Raw genomic sequence first — 15,813 nt, 5'->3', positions numbered from 1 at the left:
TCATCAGTACAAATAATAAAGCCACACCCTTCAAATAATGTGAACAATTTAGCGAAATTATCAGCGCTAAGATATTTTGTTTTAAATTATCAAATTTGCAGATTCTTTCACTACACTTTAAGTTCTAGCAGTGAAAGAGAAGTGCGCATGTTTGACGACGATTCCATTCTATTTAGCTCTGAAGATGAACAAGAAGAAATCATTTCACGCCCACCATGGAAAATACTCATTGTTGATGATGAGGAAGATATTCACCAGATCTCAACCTTAGTACTTTCGCAAATGCAATACGATGGCAGAGGTGTGACCTTTTTAAATGCCTACAGCGGTAAAGAGGCTGAAGAAATTATCGTAGAGCATGACGATATTGCGCTTATTCTATTGGATGTGGTGATGGAAACCACACACGCAGGGTTAGAGTTTGCCAAATATGTGAGGGAAATAGCAAAAAATGCAAAAGTTCGTATTATTTTACGAACAGGGCAGCCAGGCATGGCGCCTGAATCAGAGATCACTCGTGACTATGATGTGAATGATTACAAAACGAAGACCGAGTTGACCAGCAGTAAGTTAAAAGCTGCGGTGATCGTTGCGCTAAGAACTTATCAGCATTTAGAAAAAACAGAGTGTGTGCAAATAGGGTTAGATAAAATCATACACTGCACAAACTCTTTATTAAGCGAGTCAGAGCTGGTTGAGTTTGAAATTAAGGCTTTTCAATCATTAGCCGAAACGTTGCCTTTGAGTCAGCAATTTGAACCGAGTCCGGTCAGTATTTTTATCGCTGAGTTAGATGTGCATGAAGACAAGTTCAATGTTCAGCTACCAGAGCACCAAGAATTAGACATACCCGCCAGTATTTTAAAGACCTTTACAGCCAAGTACGAACCGAAGTTTTTCCACAGTGCGATCATGGAAAACTTTGGTTTTTTATTTATCGGTGAAAAGCAAGATGGGGTGCCTCTTTTTGCTGTGATGAAATACCTTAATAAAATTGAAGAGCAAGAAGAGCTACTGTTATTGAATTTAGGCCAAAACATCGAGATAGCATGGCATAACGCGCAACTTCAAGCGCGGCTAAGTGACAGTAACATTGACCTCGAAAATCAAGTTGCAGAGCGAACGCAAGAGCTCAATAGTGCGCGAGAACGAGCGGAACAGGCCAATCTCGCAAAGAGTATGTTTTTGTCAAACATGAGTCATGAAATTCGTACTCCCCTTAATGCTATTTTAGGTTTTGCGCAATTGATGGAACGCGCGAAAGACTTATCGCAAAACCATAAACAAACCATGGATAAAATCATTAGAGCTGGCAATCACTTGCTCGATATTATCAATGATGTGCTCGACATTTCAAAAATAGAAGCAGGCTCAAGTAAACTCAACCTTGTTGATTATGAGCTCACGTCTTTGCTGGATGATTTAGGCTGCATGTTTAAGCTGAAATGTGAGCAAAAAAAGCTGAGTTGGCGGTTGGAAAATAACGTTACGGGCAAGGTAGGGGTGCATGGTGACCAAGGAAAGTTAAGGCAAGTGCTGATTAATTTGCTTGGTAATGCGGTGAAGTTTACAGATCAAGGGGAAATTAAGCTTGTTCTTACACAAACCAGTGACACATGCTTTTATTTTGAAGTGCACGATACGGGTCCAGGTATCTCAGAGCAAGAACTGGCAACACTATTTACCAGTTTTACACAGGGCAGTGCCGGGGCTGAAAAAGGCGGAACAGGCTTAGGTCTATGCATTTCAAGTAAGCAGGTAGAGCTGATGGGAGGAGAGCTTACAGTCACGTCTAAACTTGGCGAAGGAAGTTGCTTTAAATTTTGCTTGGAGTTACCCCAAGCGAGTGTTGATGTTGAAGAATTTAAGAAGGCACAACCAACACAATTGTCGTTAGTTAAAGGTAAAAAGCTACGGGCATTATGTGTTGATGATGTGGCGTATAACCGAGAAATCCTCGGGCAAACACTTTCATCTTGTGGCATTGATGTGGATTATGCTGAGGATGGCCAGCAGGCAATTGATAAGATTAAGGAAAACCAGTTTGATATTGTCTTTCTAGATTTACTGATGCCAGTAATGCGCGGTGATGAGGCCGTTGAGATCATTCGCAATGATTTGGCGCTAAAAGACCTCAAATGTATCGCTATTTCTGCATTTAGTTTACATCACGAAGTACAGCATTATTTGAGTATTGGCTTTGATCAGTTTATCGGTAAGCCCTATACCATTGCGCAAATTTTTGAGTCTCTAGTCTCCTATTTCCCAAATCACTTTGAACAGGAAGCGGAGCAAGATAATGGAGAACAGAAGGGGGATGCAGAAACAGAATTCGATTTGAGCGTATTTTCTTTGCCTAGTGAACAGCTTGATCAACTGAAATTAGCTGCGCAGATCAATAGCACTTCAAAAATTAAGCAAATTCTTGCACAAATAGATGATCAAAGGCCAAATAGTCAGCAACTTACGCAATATTTGGCTAATTTTATAAGTAAGTTCGACATGGCTGGATTTAAAGCCGCACTTGATGAGGTGCAAGATGAACAGTGATTTAGTTTCACTTAAAAATTGCAAGATACTAATTGTTGATGACAAAGCTGAAAATTTGGAGTTATTGACCAGTTTTTTGGAAGCGGAAGGCTATGAAGTTGCATTTGCGACCTCAGGTAAAGAAGCTATCAACATAGCCACCATCTTTTTACCACACCTTATTTTACTCGACGTGATGATGCCTGGCATTGACGGCTTTGAAACGTGCCGGCGTTTAAAGTCTTTGGATAAAGTAAAAGATGTGCCTGTCATTTTCGTGACGGGTAAAGCAGAACTCAGTGACATAGTAGAGGCGTTTAGTGTTGGTGCGGTGGATTATGTGACTAAGCCAATTCGACAAGAAGAACTGCTGGCTCGAGTTTCAACACATCTGCAATTACAAGCGTTAATCAACTTAAGAGATGAGCTTATTTCGACCTTGCGTGATAAAACCCTAGAACTTGAAAAGCTCTCAAAACTTAAAGAACAGCAGCTTGAGAAATCTCAACAGTTTAATCACATTGGCGAAATGGTCGGTGAGTTGACTCATGAACTCGGTACGCCATTAAGTGTGATCAGCACTGCAATCACCCATTTAGATGATAAGCAAAAGCAAATCAATAAATTGGTTCAAGATCAAACACTGGCAAAAGCGGATCTACAAAACTTCATTGATAATGCAGCGCAAAGCTATGACATTGTACTTTCTAACCTCAATAATGCGATTCACTTGATTAATAGCTTCAAGCACATCGTTGTCGGCGAGTTCAGTGGAGCGGTAACCGAGTGTAACTTATCTGATTATTTACACGACATAAAGAAGGTGCTGCAACCCAAGCTAAAACGCTCTCGCCACAAAGTAAGCATCACTTGCCCAGAGCTTTTGCAAGTAACCACGGATGCTGGAGCCCTATCGCAAATACTCATTAACTTAATTAATAACGCGTTGGTTCATGCATTTGATGAAGATACCGATGGCAGCATCGATATAAGTGCTGAGTTAAACGATGATACGGTGTTACTCACAATAGAAGACAACGGCAAAGGTGTTGATGCAGATAAACTCAGCAAAATTTTTGACAAATACTTCTCAACTCGAATTGGCAGTGGTGGTAGTGGTTTAGGTTTATATATTGTGAAAAACCTAGTTGAAAATACCTTGCAGGGCAGCATAAAAGTAACGAGTCACATCGGCAAAGGCACTCGGCTTGATATTTCGTTTGCGCAGCATATATCAAGTTCTAAATAAGTCATTGAGCTAGTTAAATAATTTGTCACATTTTGTTTGTTGCTAGATAACGCTGCTCTGGCACTATGTTTTGCGTTCTGAAAAATAATATTAATTAGATTAAATATGAATTATACCGTTCATTTAGTACCGCCAACGGCGGAAGAATTTGTCACTCTAAGAGCGCAAGTAGGTTGGGGACAAACCGACCTTAACATGGCCGCTCTAAGTCTAGCGCAGAGCTTGTTTCATGTAACAGTCAGATTTAATGGCGAATTGGTCGGCATGGGTCGAGTGATTGGTGATGGCAGCTTATTTTTTTATATTCAAGACATTGTCGTATCACCTTCACATCAAGGAAAAGGCGTGGGGCATATGTTAATGACTGAGGTTGAACGCTATATCGCATGCCACGCACGAGCGGGGTCTACCGTTGCGCTTTTATCTGCACAAGGGAAAGAGCCATTTTACGCTCGCTATGGTTATTTAGTGCGTTCGGGGGAACCGCTAGGGTTAGGTATGTGCAAGTTTTTGTAGTGGCTAGAAGGCTGTGCTACTTACGAATTTGTGTTAGCTAGCTCGTCTTTTTTCGCTCAGCTTTGTTTATCTTGTAGATAAAAATAACTTGCTGGTCAGCATACCTTTTTAATCATATAAATCGCGCTATACAACAGAGGTTGTTTGTTATGTTTAGTGACGCTTTTTGTCACTGTCGATTTGTTTTTAAGATCAGGAATTGTCATGTTAAAAACTTTGATTGTGGTTGAATCAGAGCAGGCCGCAGCTGAGTTTGCCTTAGCCAATGTGTTAAGTTTTGAACAATATTTACAAGATTACCCAAAGCGCGATGAACCGAAGACGCGCGTTATCAATTTGTGTGATACAGGCCAGTATTTGAGTAAAGGTTATTACTGCTCGTTACTTGCTGAAGCCAGAAAGCATGTTGTATTACCAACGGTAAAAACAATTAATGCACTGCGTACCGAGCACATAGAATTACCTTTAACATTGACTCAGAAAAAGCTACTGGAGCAAGATGCTCAGTGGTTGTTCTTTGGACAATCTGCGCAACCACAATTAGCTTCATTCGCAAGTGCGATATATAAGCGGTTTGCAGCACCATTACTTTGCGTGAAGTTACTGTCGGACAATCGTTTACTTGTCGAGCAGGGCTCTATTACTGCGTTAGATGAGGTGCAAAAGCAAACCTTAGTCAACACAGTACAAGCGCTGAGCGAATCAGCGTGGAAGCGCTCGAGCAAACAACAACACGCACGTTGGGAAATGGCGATTTTGGTGGATCCACAAGAGCCTTCCCCCCCGAGTGATGAAGAAGCAATCGCGAAGTTTGTTAAAGCAGCACGAAAAAATGGTATTCATGCTCAGGTCAAAACTATTGACACTTTGGATGATATTAACCAGTACGATGCTTTGTTTATTCGTCAAACGACAGCGATTGATCATGTTACCTATCGACTGGCTAGCAAAGCTGAAAGTGCCGGTGTAGTGGTAATGGATGATGCAACGTCAATTTTGCGCTGCTGTAATAAGGTGTATTTACATGATGCATTTAGTTACTCCAAGGTACCGACACTGAGAACGCAAGTGGTAAGCGACAGCGCTGCAACAACATTAGAACAGTTGGAACAGTTGTTTAGTTATCCAATGGTGCTGAAAATGCCTGAGGGGTCGTTCTCTCGTGGTGTTTATAAGGTTAAAGATAAAGTCCAATTAGCTGAGCGGTTAGAAGAGCTACTTGCAGAAAGCGCACTGGTGTTAGTGCAAGAGTATTTATACACCGACTTTGATTGGCGCATTGGTGTACTAAATGGGCGAGCGATTTATGCGTGCCGCTATCATATGGCCAGAAATCACTGGCAAATTTATAACCATGACTCAAAACGCTTTAGTTCAGGTGGTTTTGAAACGTTGCCCACCTTTGAAGTGCCCAGAGCGGTACTTGTTGCGGCATTAAAGGCCTGCAAAGTTGTGGGTAATGGTTTGTATGGCGTTGATATAAAAGAAGTGAGTGGCAAGGCCTATGTGATTGAAGTGAACGACAACCCCAGCATAGATCACAAAGTAGAAGATGCGTATTTGGGTAACGAATTGTACATGTTGATCATGGCTGAGTTTGTCAGACGCTTAGAAGCAAGAGGCAAAGATGAGTCGTAATGACATCACGCTTCGTAGTGCTTCAATGGCGGATTTAAACCAGCTTTTGAAGATAGAGCAGAGCTGCTTTAGTACCGATAGGCTTAGTTCGCGTAGTATTAAGCACTGGTTGCAGGCCAAGCATGCGCTGTTTGTCGTAGCCCTGAGCGATGATGCGATCTGCGGCTACGGTTTAGTATGGTGTTTGAAAGGCACTCGCTTAGCGCGGTTGTATTCCTTAGCCGTGCTTCCTGCTTTTCGCGGTCAAGGGCTAGCGCAGTTAATACTCAGTGAACTTGAAAACCGTACTCAACAAAAGGGTAGAGCATACTTACGCTTGGAAGTGTCAGCGGTCAATCACGCGGCGATCAACCTATATAAAAATATGGGTTATCAGGTGTTTGGTGCTTACAGCGATTACTACGGTGATGGCAGTGAAGCATTGCGTATGCAAAAGCGTGTGGCGCACTTTGATGGTAAAGGAGTCGCTTTACCTGTGCCTTGGTATAAACAAACCACTGATTTTACATGCGGTCCGGCGGCACTGCTGATGGCGATGCATAGCTTGAACGAACGCATGGAGTTAAACCAAGCTCATGAATTGGCGCTTTGGCGTGCAGCAACGACTATTTTTATGACCAGTGGTCACGGTGGTTGCCATCCAATTGGTCTAGCTTTATGTGCGATTAACCGTGGCTTTAAGGCACAGGTTTTTTTAACGCAGCTAACGCCGCTTTTTTTGGAAGGTGTGCGTAGTGAAAATAAGAAACAAGTGATGCGTACGGTGCATGATGAGTTTGTTTCACAAGCTCATGATTTAGGGTGCACACTCAACGACAGCGCGTTGGAAATAGACCAGCTTCATGCACTGTTACGAGGCAATTATCGCGTGTTAATTTTGATCAGTACCTATCGCCTTGATGGTAAAAAAGCACCGCATTGGGTGTGTGTGACAGCCATGGACGCCAACTGTGTGTATGTGCATGATCCCGATTTGGATGATGCGCAGCAGTCAATTGATTGTCAACATGTGCCCATCGGGAAAGAAGAATTCGCTAAAATGGCGACATTTGGCAAAAATAGGTTACGTGCCGCAATTGCTATCAGCAATTAACAGTCATACTTTTTTGCAGCGGGTTGCATACCAACCTGTTGCATAACCACATCCCACCAAAAACCAAAGTATACTCGCGGCAAGAGAAAAGGTTGTGGTTTGCTGCCAAAACATAATACTTAACGGGATCGCTGCAAGTCCTCGTAGTAAACAAAGTAGGGCTAGCGTGAGCAAAGCAAGGTTCTGAAATGGTAAACGGCGGATCAATTTAGCCCCTGCAAGCGCATAGCACGCACACAGCACAAATAGCGAAGCAATAAATATGGTGGCAACCGGGGCTTGCCAAGTGCCCGCAATCGCGGACTCAACGATAAACTCCGGTGCAAGTTGTGCTCGAAAACACTGCTCACCCAAGCCGATGCAGCTTAAGTGTGCAATTGCTGTGATAACCGCCATCGCTGCGCAGAACAGCAAACTTACCCGAGTAATTGTGTGAGCTTTGCTCATAGGTTGAACTTCCTTTTCAATTGTATAATGACCGACATCTGTTTATATTGCTTATCATATTGATAAAGAATAACTAAAACAATGACATCACAACATAGTCCAACCATTATTATCACGGGTGCCTCAAAGGGCGTGGGTGCCGCCTGTGCGCACGCCTTTGCAGGTGCATATCCCAACGGCGTTAATTTGGTGCTGGTGGCAAGAAATTTAGCGCCATTGCAAGAGATGCTGACACAATTAGCACAATATCCAAATTGCGAAATACTGCTGGTTGACGCCGATGTTGCTCGAATTGATGATTGTGAGCGGTTAATTTCACAAACGGTTAGGCGCTTTGAACACATTAATGTGTTGGTGAATAATGCAGGCCTTCATCATCGTGGCGAGTTTAGTAAGCTCGAGGCAACTCAGGTGGCAGCTATGATTGATGTGAACATGCGTGCGCCCATTTTGCTAACGTCATTGGCTCTTCAACATATGCCATCATCAGCGCAAAATGCCGTCGTGATGGTTGGCTCTTTGGCTGGGTTGACGCCGTTACAGGGGGCGGCGACTTACAGTGGTTCAAAATCAGGGTTACGTGCGTTTACTTATGCGCTGCATGATGAGTTGAAAACGCGTGGTGTTAACGTGGCCGTGGTGTCTCCTGGTCCTATCGACACAGGGTTTATCATGGATGAAATTGACCAAGTGGAAGACATTGTTTATTCACAGCCTATGAGCAGTGCGGAGCAAGTTGCAGATGCCGTACTCAAATTAAGCCAATCAACCCAAGCTGAAATTGCCATGCCAAGCATGAGCGGAAAATTAGCTACCCTGAGCTATTTATTCCCTCGTTTTAGGCGCTCAGTACGTGGGCTTTTGTATCGAATTGGCGCTAAAAATAAAGCCAAGTACCGTAAGCGTAATACAACGAACTAGAGGCCACATTTATTCTTCCATGAGTGCCGTAAGCCATTGCTGGAATAGTTTAATTCGCGATAACCTCGGTGAACTGGCGTTGTGCAAAAAGCTGTAGCGAACGCCTTGTTGGCAGCTAATGTTAAAAGGTTGAACCAGCAGCCCTTGCTGTAAATAGTGTCGTGCTTGTTTGGCAGAACCGAGAAAAATACCATGTCCTGTCAATACAGCACCTAACGCAAAATCCATATTGCTAACTTCTAACCATTGACCTTTGTCTACATCGCGTTTGATACCGGCTTGTTCAAACCAGTAACGCCAATAATCATTTTGTGCATAATAAATCAGTGGGCAATGCGCCATATTAGCTATGTTCTCGAGCCCTGCCTGCTGGGCAAATAGGGGGGAACAAAGCGGCACCAGTTTGTCTTCTAAAATGACTTGTTGCTCAACCCCATCGAATGATGACTCTCCATAGCGAATGGCAATATCCACACTACCATATCTTACATCCTCTAAATTGGGGGAAACTAGTACTCGTACTGATATTTCAGGGTGCAACTGCGCAAACTTCCACATGTTAGGGATCAAAATCATGGAAGCAAAAGATTGTGTGGTTGTCACCGTAAGTGGCCCTTCGACAGGTTCGCAACTTACTTTACGGACACATTCTGCAATACGCTCAAAATTGTCAGACAGAGATTGTGATAATACTCTACCTTGCTGTGTCGGCAGCATGTTTCTGCCGTGTCGATAGAATAATTTGCAGCCCAAATAATCTTCCAGAATCCGAATTTGTTGGCTTACCGCAGCTTGTGTCACAAATAGCTCTTTTGCGGCTTGGCTATAGCTGTTATGTCTGGCTGCGGCTTCCACATAACGCAATGCTGTAAAATGGGTGAGTTCTTTATACATAACTTAAACTTATAGATCTTGTTAGATTTTATCGTTCGAATTTGTCCGTTTATTCTCCAATAATGACATGGTTCTATAATTTTGGAAAGTGAGAGAATAAATGGGCGAAAATAAAAAATCATATAAAAATTATAAAGATGAACCTTATAAGTGTGAGTCTAATAGATGGCTAAAGTGGCAAATATTCTTGGCTAGAAAGTTTAATCTCGCCGATGCTGTTCGAGTTAAATAGAGATAAGATTATATTGATGTTGTGCGTATTTGGTTTGCACAGCAATGTGCAAACTAAAATAATTGTTTGCTTTCACATTTGTTGCACTTTTGCTTGTCACTGTTTAGCTTCGGATCACAGTCAGGTTTGGAGTCACTATGAACAGAGCGACGTTAAAACATACAACGGTATTAGCAGCCGTTATGGCAACATTATATGTGTCAGCACCTTATGCAAAACCGCGAATGCAGCCACCGCCGCATCAACCACCCGCACCACAACAGCGTACGCCGTTAGATGATGAATTAGCGTCACTGATTGAGTTAAACAATCTAAGTGGGCGAGTGGAGGGGGCCAGAGAGTTACCTAGAATATCAGATCCTGTCGCCCAACTAGGGATGCAATTATTTTTCAGTAAAGCGCTCGGCGGTGAAAAGTCGGTCGCCTGTGCAAGTTGCCACGATCCTCGATTGGGTGGCGCGGATGGGCTTTCTTTTCCTATTGGCACCAATGCGGTGGATGAAAACGTTGTTGGTCCAAACCGCCGCGCGATTAATGATGAAATCAATATCCCACGAAATTCCCCCACCATTTTTAATACAGGATTTGCAAATAACTCCTTGTTTTGGGATGGACGTGTGGAACGAGTGACGGTGACGGATGAGCAAGGGAACGAAACAAGCTTTATCAGCACACCCGATTCAGGTTTTGGACAAGCGGATGAACAAGCGGGCGATAGCTTAGTCAGTACTCTCGCGCGTTTTCCAGTGACTTCAAAAGAAGAAATGCGTGGGGAAGCATTTCCTGACGCGACTACCAATGAGCAAGTTAGAACGCACCTAGCACAGCGTATAGGTGATTACGGCGAAGAGGCGGGCAGCCTTGCAACCAATGATTGGCTGCAAGCGTTTCGCGACGCCTTCAATTCTCAAGCCGATGCGCCTGCACTGATCACTTTTGACAACATCGCATTCGCGCTAGGGCAATATCAAGCCTCATTTGTGATGGTTAATACAGATTGGCATCGCTATGTGCGAGGTGATTTAAATGCGTTGAGTGAGCCGCAGAAGCAGGGCGCTAAGTTGTTTTTTACGCAAATTGCTGATGGCGGAGCGGGCTGTGTAAACTGTCACAGTGGCGACCGGTTTACCAATGACGGCTTCTTCAATCTCGCTTTTCCTCAATATGGAATTGGTAAAGATGAGACCCATGCAGACATAGGCCGTGCCGCAATTGACCCTCAAGCACGCAATCAATTTGCGTTTCGAGTTCCAAGTTTACTCAATGTCGCTTTAACAGCACCTTATAGTCATGCGGGCGCTTATGAAAGTTTGGAGCAGGTGGTCAGTCACTATTCGAATCCAGAGCAAGCGGTCGAAGCGTTTTTTCAACGCGGCGGGGCATGTGGCTTAAAGCAGTTTGCCACAAGCGCCGAGTGTGAGACACTGAATACCAATGCACGCCAAAACAGTGATGCTGCATTGAACTTATTGCGACAGTCCCCCTTTGTGGCTGCCAATTTGGATGCACAACAGCAGCAAAATTTAGTGGCCTTTTTACGTGCGCTAACTGACCGGTGTGCTAAAGACAGAGAGTGTGTGAGAAGGTGGGTGCCAAACCGCAGAACTCCCGATCCAGATAATTTACGTTTGCGTACGCCAAGACCAATAGGTGGATAGCCGAATATTATGAAAATGACCATTCGCGTCAAACTTTTGTTGATTATTTTAATAGCCAATACCGCTTTGGTACTGGCTATATACCTTGCAAATAAATTTGCTTTTGAGAAAAGTTTTTCGCAGTACATAGAGAATACTTCTCGAGTGCAAATGCAAGAGGTGATCGCAAAAGTAGCCCAAGCTTATGATAAACACCAGTCTCTCGATTGGGTGTATAAAGGCTCAGAAGATTGGGATAGCGTGGTCCGTTTCTATTATGGCTTATCTGGGCAAGAGCTACCGCGCAGACGCTCTGAGTCAAGGCCACCGCCAAGGCGCCGGCACGAGCAGGGGCGAGATGGTGAGCGGCCAATGCATCGACCACCTGAACGTCGAATGGAGGATGGCGCGCGTGCTGAGCGGCCAAATCGGCGTCCACCGCCACCAAGACGCAATGAGAACAGACGGCTTTTGCTCAAAGATGGCAACGGCAAGTTAATTATGGGGAATGCGCAAAATACCAAAAATACATTTTGGTTCCCGGTGTATAAAACTGATCATTTAGCTGAACCTAAACTTGCGCACGTTATTGCCTATTTAGGCGTAGAAGGCAGTGCTTTGATCAGAAATGAATTTGATACCTTGTTTGCTAAACAGCAGCAACAGCAATTTATATTGATTGCTTTGATTGCGTTGCTAGTCACGGTGATATTGGCGGTCCCTTTTAGTAAGTATTTAGTCAAACCCATTGTGCTACTTAGGCGCAATGCGAAGGTATTAGCGCAGGGGAACTATGATGCCCATGTTGAAATTCACAGCAAAGATGAGCTGGGGTTGCTGGCGCGTGATATGAACCGTTTGGCGGATACTTTGGCGCAAAACCAAAGTGCAAGACAGCAATGGATTGCCGATATTTCGCATGAATTGCGCACGCCAATTGCGGTTATTCGTGCTGAAATAGAAGGCATGATCGATGGCGTGATTGCGACAGAACCTGAGCAGTTGTTGTCATTGCATGAAGAGATCCAACGTTTGACTCGATTGGTGGATGATTTGCACCAACTATCGCTGTCTGATAAAGGTGCGCTTACCTATCATATGGGCAAACATAATCTATATGATTTGCTTTCTAGAACGTTTGCGAAAAGTCGTCATGTGATAGATACCAAACATCTCGCGTTTTCATTGCAATGTAACGAAATGATGGAAATCGAATGTGATGAACAAAGGTTAGGGCAGTTATTTGATAACTTATTACAAAATACATTGCGTTACACCGATTCGACTGAGCAGCTGCCTGGTACTCTGGATGTCAAAGTGACGCAGCAAAATGGCATAACAACCATATGTTGGCAAGATAGTGCTCCGGGTGTGTCATCTGATCAACTTGAGAAGCTATTTGATAGGTTGTATCGCGTAGAGGGGGCGCGTAGTAGAGTTACTGGTGGATCAGGGTTAGGACTGGCAATATGTCAAAGTATCGTACAGGCACACAACGGAGAAATAAAAGCGAGCTTGAGTGAACTCGGCGGTGTCGCTATTATGATTGAACTGAGACATTAAATGGACCGCCTGTGTGTCAAACAAACATATTCTGATCGTAGAAGACGAGCCAAAACTTGCTGATATTTTAAGTAAGTATTTGGCTCAAGCCGAGTATACATCGCATATTGTGCTTGATGGAGCCGACGCAGAACCAGCTTTTAAAAGCCAACAACCCGCACTTATTTTATTAGATTTGATGCTGCCGAACGTAGATGGCATTGAAATATGCAAGCGCATTCGCGCTTACTCGAATGTGCCCATTGTCATGATCACCGCCAAAGTAGAAGAAGTTGATAGATTACTTGGTCTAGAAATTGGCGCTGATGACTACATTTGCAAGCCTTATAGCCCCAAAGAAGTGGTCGCACGCGTTAAAGCAATTTTGAGGCGCGTTGCATTGAATGAACAAGGGCAAACGACGGAAGCTGAAAGTAAATTAAAGCTAGATGAAGAAACCTTATTCGCCTCATTTTTGAGTGAGCGGGTATCGTTAACTCACGTTGAGTTTATGCTGCTAAAAGCAATGTATGGACACCCAGGACGTATCTATAGTCGAGATTCTTTGATGGATCACATCTATGAAGATAATCATATTGTGAGTGACAGAACCATCGACAGCCACATCAAAAAAATTCGTAAGAAGTTACATGGTATTGCGCCTGAGCATGAATTTATCCACTCCATTTATGGCGCGGGTTATAAATTCGAAGCGCAAAATGGTTAGTGCACACGGAGCCGATGACTTAAGCGGCTCCTTGTAACTGTTGTTTTTCAGTGATGTATTGTTGAGCAATGGTTGCGCATAAATTGTCCGATATTGGGTTTTGCTGATTGTTCGCTCTAACCAAAACCACATCAGCGATGGGCAAACTGGGTAGGGACTGATCGTTCAAAATAGATAAGTCTCCGATGCTTAATTTGCCCATAGCCCCAATCGCTAAGCCACTTCTGACTATGCCCCTAAGCGCACTGGCACTGCCGCTACACGCGGTTATTTTGTATTCGCGGTTTTGCTTATGTAATCCTTCAATGGCGGCTTGATGAAAACGACAATCTCGTTGAAAAATCGCAATAGGTAGCGGTGAGTCATCAACTAACGATGTACTCGGGTTGTGTACCCACACACCGGGGGTTGATTCTAGTAAATAGCCTTCTTCAGAGTCTGAAGAACGCGTGATCACCGCCAAATCTAAGTGACCACAGTCGAGCATGATCTTCACGCGATTGCTTGGGGTGCAAGTAATTTGTAGATCGAGGTTCGTCCATTGCTGGTGGAGGAGCTCGACTAAAATGGGCAACACAGACTCGGCATAGTCGTCTGGGCATCCTAGTCGTAATAAAGTGCTTGGTTTGGCCGCATTCATCTGTTGTAACGTATCATCGTGCAGTTGCACGAGTTGCTTGGCATAGCGTGCGAAAATTTGTCCATCTAAAGATAAACTCAGCGTTCTACCTTGTTTTTTAAACAGCGACTTGCCCAAGTCTTGCTCTAGCTTTTTCATTTGCATGCTGATGGCAGACTGCGTACGACTTACCTGTTTCGCGGCGCGTGTAAAGCTGCCTGTTTCAACAAAAGCTAAAAAACTTCTGAGTGCATCGATATCCATTTTGTATCCAAACCTATCAATAATGCTGATAGGTTATATCAAAATTATCCGTTAGTCATGGTCCTTTAATTACGTTTAAATAAACAAAAAACGAACATCAAGGAGTTATAAAATGCAGCTATACATAGGTAATAAAAACTATTCTTCATGGTCGCTTAGAGCGTGGTTAATGCTTGAAAAAAATGATATTCGCTTTGACGAAATCAAACTTCCTCTTGATACCGAGGCATTCTACGAGCGTTTGAAAGGGGTTACTCCAAGTTTGAAGGTGCCAACGTTAGTAGATGACAACACCCATGTATGGGATTCGCTGGCTATTTGTGAATACATCAACGATGTTTATTTATCTGGAAGTGCTTGGCCAAAAGATATAGCAATAAAAGCGAAGGCACGAGCAGTGGCGTGTGAGATGCATTCAGGGTTTTCAGCCTTACGTAATGAAATGCCGATGAACATTCGCGCCAAACGTCGTTTAAATATTTCTGATGCTTGCCAAAAAGACATTGCGCGCATTGAGCAAATTTGGGCTGAGCAGATGAGTCAATTTGCGGATGAAGGTGGCTGGTTATTTGGCCAGTGGTCAATTGCGGATGCAATGTTTGCGCCTGTGGTATTGCGATTTAAAACTTATGGTATTGTTGTGAACGCTCAGGCACAAACTTATATGGACAAAGTGTTAAGTTGTCCTGCACTGACAAAGTGGATAAACGAGGCATTAACTGAAACTGATGTGGTTGCCATTGACGAAGCAGGCGAAGAAATTGCTGAAGGAGTAATATGAAAACAATCGGTTTAATTGGTGGAATGAGCTGGGAGTCAACCGCCACATACTATCGCTTGCTTAATGAAGGGATTAAAGCCAATTTAGGTGGGCTCAACTCGGCTAAAATCTTGCTTCATAGCGTTAATTTTGCCGACATCGAAGCGTTGCAGCGCTCAGGTGATTGGTCGGCATGTGGCGAGATTTTGGGGGAAGCGGCAAGAGGTTTAGAAAAGGCCGGTGCAGATTGTATTGTGATCTGCACTAACACCATGCATAAGGTGGTTGATGAGATAGCGCAGTTTACTGCTTTGCCCATTCTGCATGTTGCCGATGTGGTTGCCCATGCATTGAAGGCACAAGGCGTGTCTTGTGCGGCACTGCTCGGCACACGTTTTACCATGCAAGAGTCGTTTTACATTGACCGCCTGCAAAGCCATGGATTGAACATTATTGTTCCACCACCAGTACAGCAGCAGACAATCGATAGTGTGATTTACCAAGAGCTGTGTTTGGGCATAATTAATCGCGACTCAAAAAAAACTTATTTAAATATAATTAAAGAGTTGCAGAGCCAAGGTGCACAAGGCGTTATTTTGGGCTGCACAGAAATTGGCTTGCTGATTGGTGATAAAGATTGTGATTTAACGCTGTTTGATACAACCGAGCTTCACGCTCAAGCTGCTGTGAACTTTGCATTATCAGCATTTTAAAGGACACACTCCAATAGCGTAAATGAATTGAT

Annotated in this window: 14 protein-coding genes; 11 read left to right on the top strand and 3 right to left on the bottom strand. The window is 43.6% G+C overall.

Annotation, left to right across the window (positions count from 1 at the left end):
- The first annotated feature begins 147 nt into the window (after positions 1 to 147).
- The 5 genes from AC5FX4_RS15600 to AC5FX4_RS15580 all read left to right on the top strand — a co-directional run bounded on the left by AC5FX4_RS15600 (position 148) and on the right by AC5FX4_RS15580 (position 7,025).
- Positions 148 to 2,550 (top strand): response regulator, encoded by a 2,403-nt coding sequence (locus AC5FX4_RS15600; protein WP_493607261.1) that lies wholly within the window; start codon positions 148 to 150, stop codon positions 2,548 to 2,550.
- A complete protein-coding gene (locus tag AC5FX4_RS15595; protein WP_493607260.1) occupies positions 2,540 to 3,778 on the top strand; it encodes a hybrid sensor histidine kinase/response regulator in 1,239 nt (412 codons plus the stop codon). Before AC5FX4_RS15600 ends, AC5FX4_RS15595 begins: the two co-directional genes overlap by 11 nt.
- A gap of 105 nt (positions 3,779 to 3,883) precedes the next feature.
- Positions 3,884 to 4,294: a GNAT family N-acetyltransferase gene (locus AC5FX4_RS15590; RefSeq protein WP_493607259.1), complete on the top strand. Its 411-nt coding sequence runs from the start codon at positions 3,884 to 3,886 to the stop codon at positions 4,292 to 4,294.
- A 204-nt stretch (positions 4,295 to 4,498) separates the two neighbouring features.
- Complete coding sequence (locus AC5FX4_RS15585) at positions 4,499 to 5,932, top strand: RimK family ATP-grasp domain-containing protein (protein ID WP_493607258.1); 1,434 nt, start codon at positions 4,499 to 4,501, stop codon at positions 5,930 to 5,932.
- Complete coding sequence (locus AC5FX4_RS15580; RefSeq protein ID WP_493607257.1) at positions 5,922 to 7,025, top strand: peptidase C39 family protein; 1,104 nt, start codon at positions 5,922 to 5,924, stop codon at positions 7,023 to 7,025. Before AC5FX4_RS15585 ends, AC5FX4_RS15580 begins: the two co-directional genes overlap by 11 nt.
- Before the next feature lie 3 nt (positions 7,026 to 7,028).
- Here the strand turns inward: AC5FX4_RS15580 and AC5FX4_RS15575 are convergent, their stop codons facing one another.
- Positions 7,029 to 7,472: a hypothetical protein gene (locus AC5FX4_RS15575; protein WP_493607256.1), complete on the bottom strand. Its 444-nt coding sequence runs from the start codon at positions 7,470 to 7,472 to the stop codon at positions 7,029 to 7,031.
- 81 nt (positions 7,473 to 7,553) lie between these two features.
- Here AC5FX4_RS15575 and AC5FX4_RS15570 point away from each other — a divergent pair, with 81 nt between their 5' ends.
- Entirely contained in the window at positions 7,554 to 8,393 is an 840-nt protein-coding gene (locus AC5FX4_RS15570) for an SDR family NAD(P)-dependent oxidoreductase (RefSeq protein WP_493607255.1), read from the top strand.
- A gap of 9 nt (positions 8,394 to 8,402) precedes the next feature.
- On the opposite strand, the gene AC5FX4_RS15565 is transcribed toward AC5FX4_RS15570, so the two are convergent.
- Positions 8,403 to 9,287 carry a LysR substrate-binding domain-containing protein gene (locus AC5FX4_RS15565; protein ID WP_493607254.1) on the bottom strand — a complete coding sequence of 295 codons (885 nt, stop codon included), beginning with the start codon at positions 9,285 to 9,287 and terminating at the stop codon, positions 8,403 to 8,405.
- 369 nt (positions 9,288 to 9,656) lie between these two features.
- On the opposite strand from AC5FX4_RS15565, the gene AC5FX4_RS15560 reads away from it, so the two are divergent.
- The 3 genes from AC5FX4_RS15560 to AC5FX4_RS15550 are packed head-to-tail and all read left to right on the top strand — an operon-like array spanning position 9,657 to position 13,425.
- A complete protein-coding gene (locus AC5FX4_RS15560; protein WP_493607253.1) occupies positions 9,657 to 11,177 on the top strand; it encodes a cytochrome-c peroxidase in 1,521 nt (506 codons plus the stop codon).
- A 9-nt stretch (positions 11,178 to 11,186) separates the two neighbouring features.
- Positions 11,187 to 12,719, top strand: coding sequence for an ATP-binding protein (locus AC5FX4_RS15555; protein WP_493607252.1), 1,533 nt, complete (start codon positions 11,187 to 11,189; stop codon positions 12,717 to 12,719).
- Between the two features lie 13 nt (positions 12,720 to 12,732).
- Complete coding sequence (locus AC5FX4_RS15550; RefSeq protein ID WP_493607251.1) at positions 12,733 to 13,425, top strand: response regulator; 693 nt, start codon at positions 12,733 to 12,735, stop codon at positions 13,423 to 13,425.
- Between the two features lie 19 nt (positions 13,426 to 13,444).
- On the opposite strand, the gene AC5FX4_RS15545 is transcribed toward AC5FX4_RS15550, so the two are convergent.
- Positions 13,445 to 14,308, bottom strand: coding sequence for a LysR family transcriptional regulator (locus AC5FX4_RS15545; RefSeq protein WP_493607250.1), 864 nt, complete (start codon positions 14,306 to 14,308; stop codon positions 13,445 to 13,447).
- Positions 14,309 to 14,420: 112 nt separating this feature from the next.
- Here AC5FX4_RS15545 and AC5FX4_RS15540 point away from each other — a divergent pair, with 112 nt between their 5' ends.
- The gene (locus tag AC5FX4_RS15540; protein ID WP_493607249.1) at positions 14,421 to 15,089 is read left to right on the top strand and encodes a glutathione S-transferase family protein; all 669 of its coding nucleotides are present in this window, start codon (positions 14,421 to 14,423) and stop codon (positions 15,087 to 15,089) included.
- Complete coding sequence (locus AC5FX4_RS15535) at positions 15,086 to 15,781, top strand: aspartate/glutamate racemase family protein (RefSeq protein ID WP_493607248.1); 696 nt, start codon at positions 15,086 to 15,088, stop codon at positions 15,779 to 15,781. Before AC5FX4_RS15540 ends, AC5FX4_RS15535 begins: the two co-directional genes overlap by 4 nt.
- The last annotated feature ends 32 nt before the right edge of the window (positions 15,782 to 15,813 follow it).

It is taken from the genome of Pseudoalteromonas sp. ATL1 (genome assembly GCF_058933015.1).
Note: the sequence above shows the minus strand (reverse complement) of the source record. Positions and strands in the feature narration are given on the sequence as shown.

Bases quoted from the DNA above. Each gene is read 5' to 3' on its own strand.
- AC5FX4_RS15590 (WP_493607259.1), top strand. From the start codon at position 3,884: ATGAATTATACCGTTCATTTAGTACCGCCAACGGCGGAAGAATTTGTC.
- AC5FX4_RS15540 (WP_493607249.1), top strand. From the start codon at position 14,421: ATGCAGCTATACATAGGTAATAAAAACTATTCTTCATGGTCGCTTAGA.
- AC5FX4_RS15575 (WP_493607256.1), bottom strand. From the start codon at position 7,472: ATGAGCAAAGCTCACACAATTACTCGGGTAAGTTTGCTGTTCTGCGCA.
- AC5FX4_RS15565 (WP_493607254.1), bottom strand. From the start codon at position 9,287: ATGTATAAAGAACTCACCCATTTTACAGCATTGCGTTATGTGGAAGCC.
- AC5FX4_RS15545 (WP_493607250.1), bottom strand. From the start codon at position 14,308: ATGGATATCGATGCACTCAGAAGTTTTTTAGCTTTTGTTGAAACAGGC.
- AC5FX4_RS15600 (WP_493607261.1), top strand. From the start codon at position 148: ATGTTTGACGACGATTCCATTCTATTTAGCTCTGAAGATGAACAAGAA.
- AC5FX4_RS15535 (WP_493607248.1), top strand. From the start codon at position 15,086: ATGAAAACAATCGGTTTAATTGGTGGAATGAGCTGGGAGTCAACCGCC.
- AC5FX4_RS15555 (WP_493607252.1), top strand. From the start codon at position 11,187: ATGAAAATGACCATTCGCGTCAAACTTTTGTTGATTATTTTAATAGCC.
- AC5FX4_RS15585 (WP_493607258.1), top strand. From the start codon at position 4,499: ATGTTAAAAACTTTGATTGTGGTTGAATCAGAGCAGGCCGCAGCTGAG.
- AC5FX4_RS15595 (WP_493607260.1), top strand. From the start codon at position 2,540: ATGAACAGTGATTTAGTTTCACTTAAAAATTGCAAGATACTAATTGTT.
- AC5FX4_RS15560 (WP_493607253.1), top strand. From the start codon at position 9,657: ATGAACAGAGCGACGTTAAAACATACAACGGTATTAGCAGCCGTTATG.
- AC5FX4_RS15580 (WP_493607257.1), top strand. From the start codon at position 5,922: ATGAGTCGTAATGACATCACGCTTCGTAGTGCTTCAATGGCGGATTTA.
- AC5FX4_RS15570 (WP_493607255.1), top strand. From the start codon at position 7,554: ATGACATCACAACATAGTCCAACCATTATTATCACGGGTGCCTCAAAG.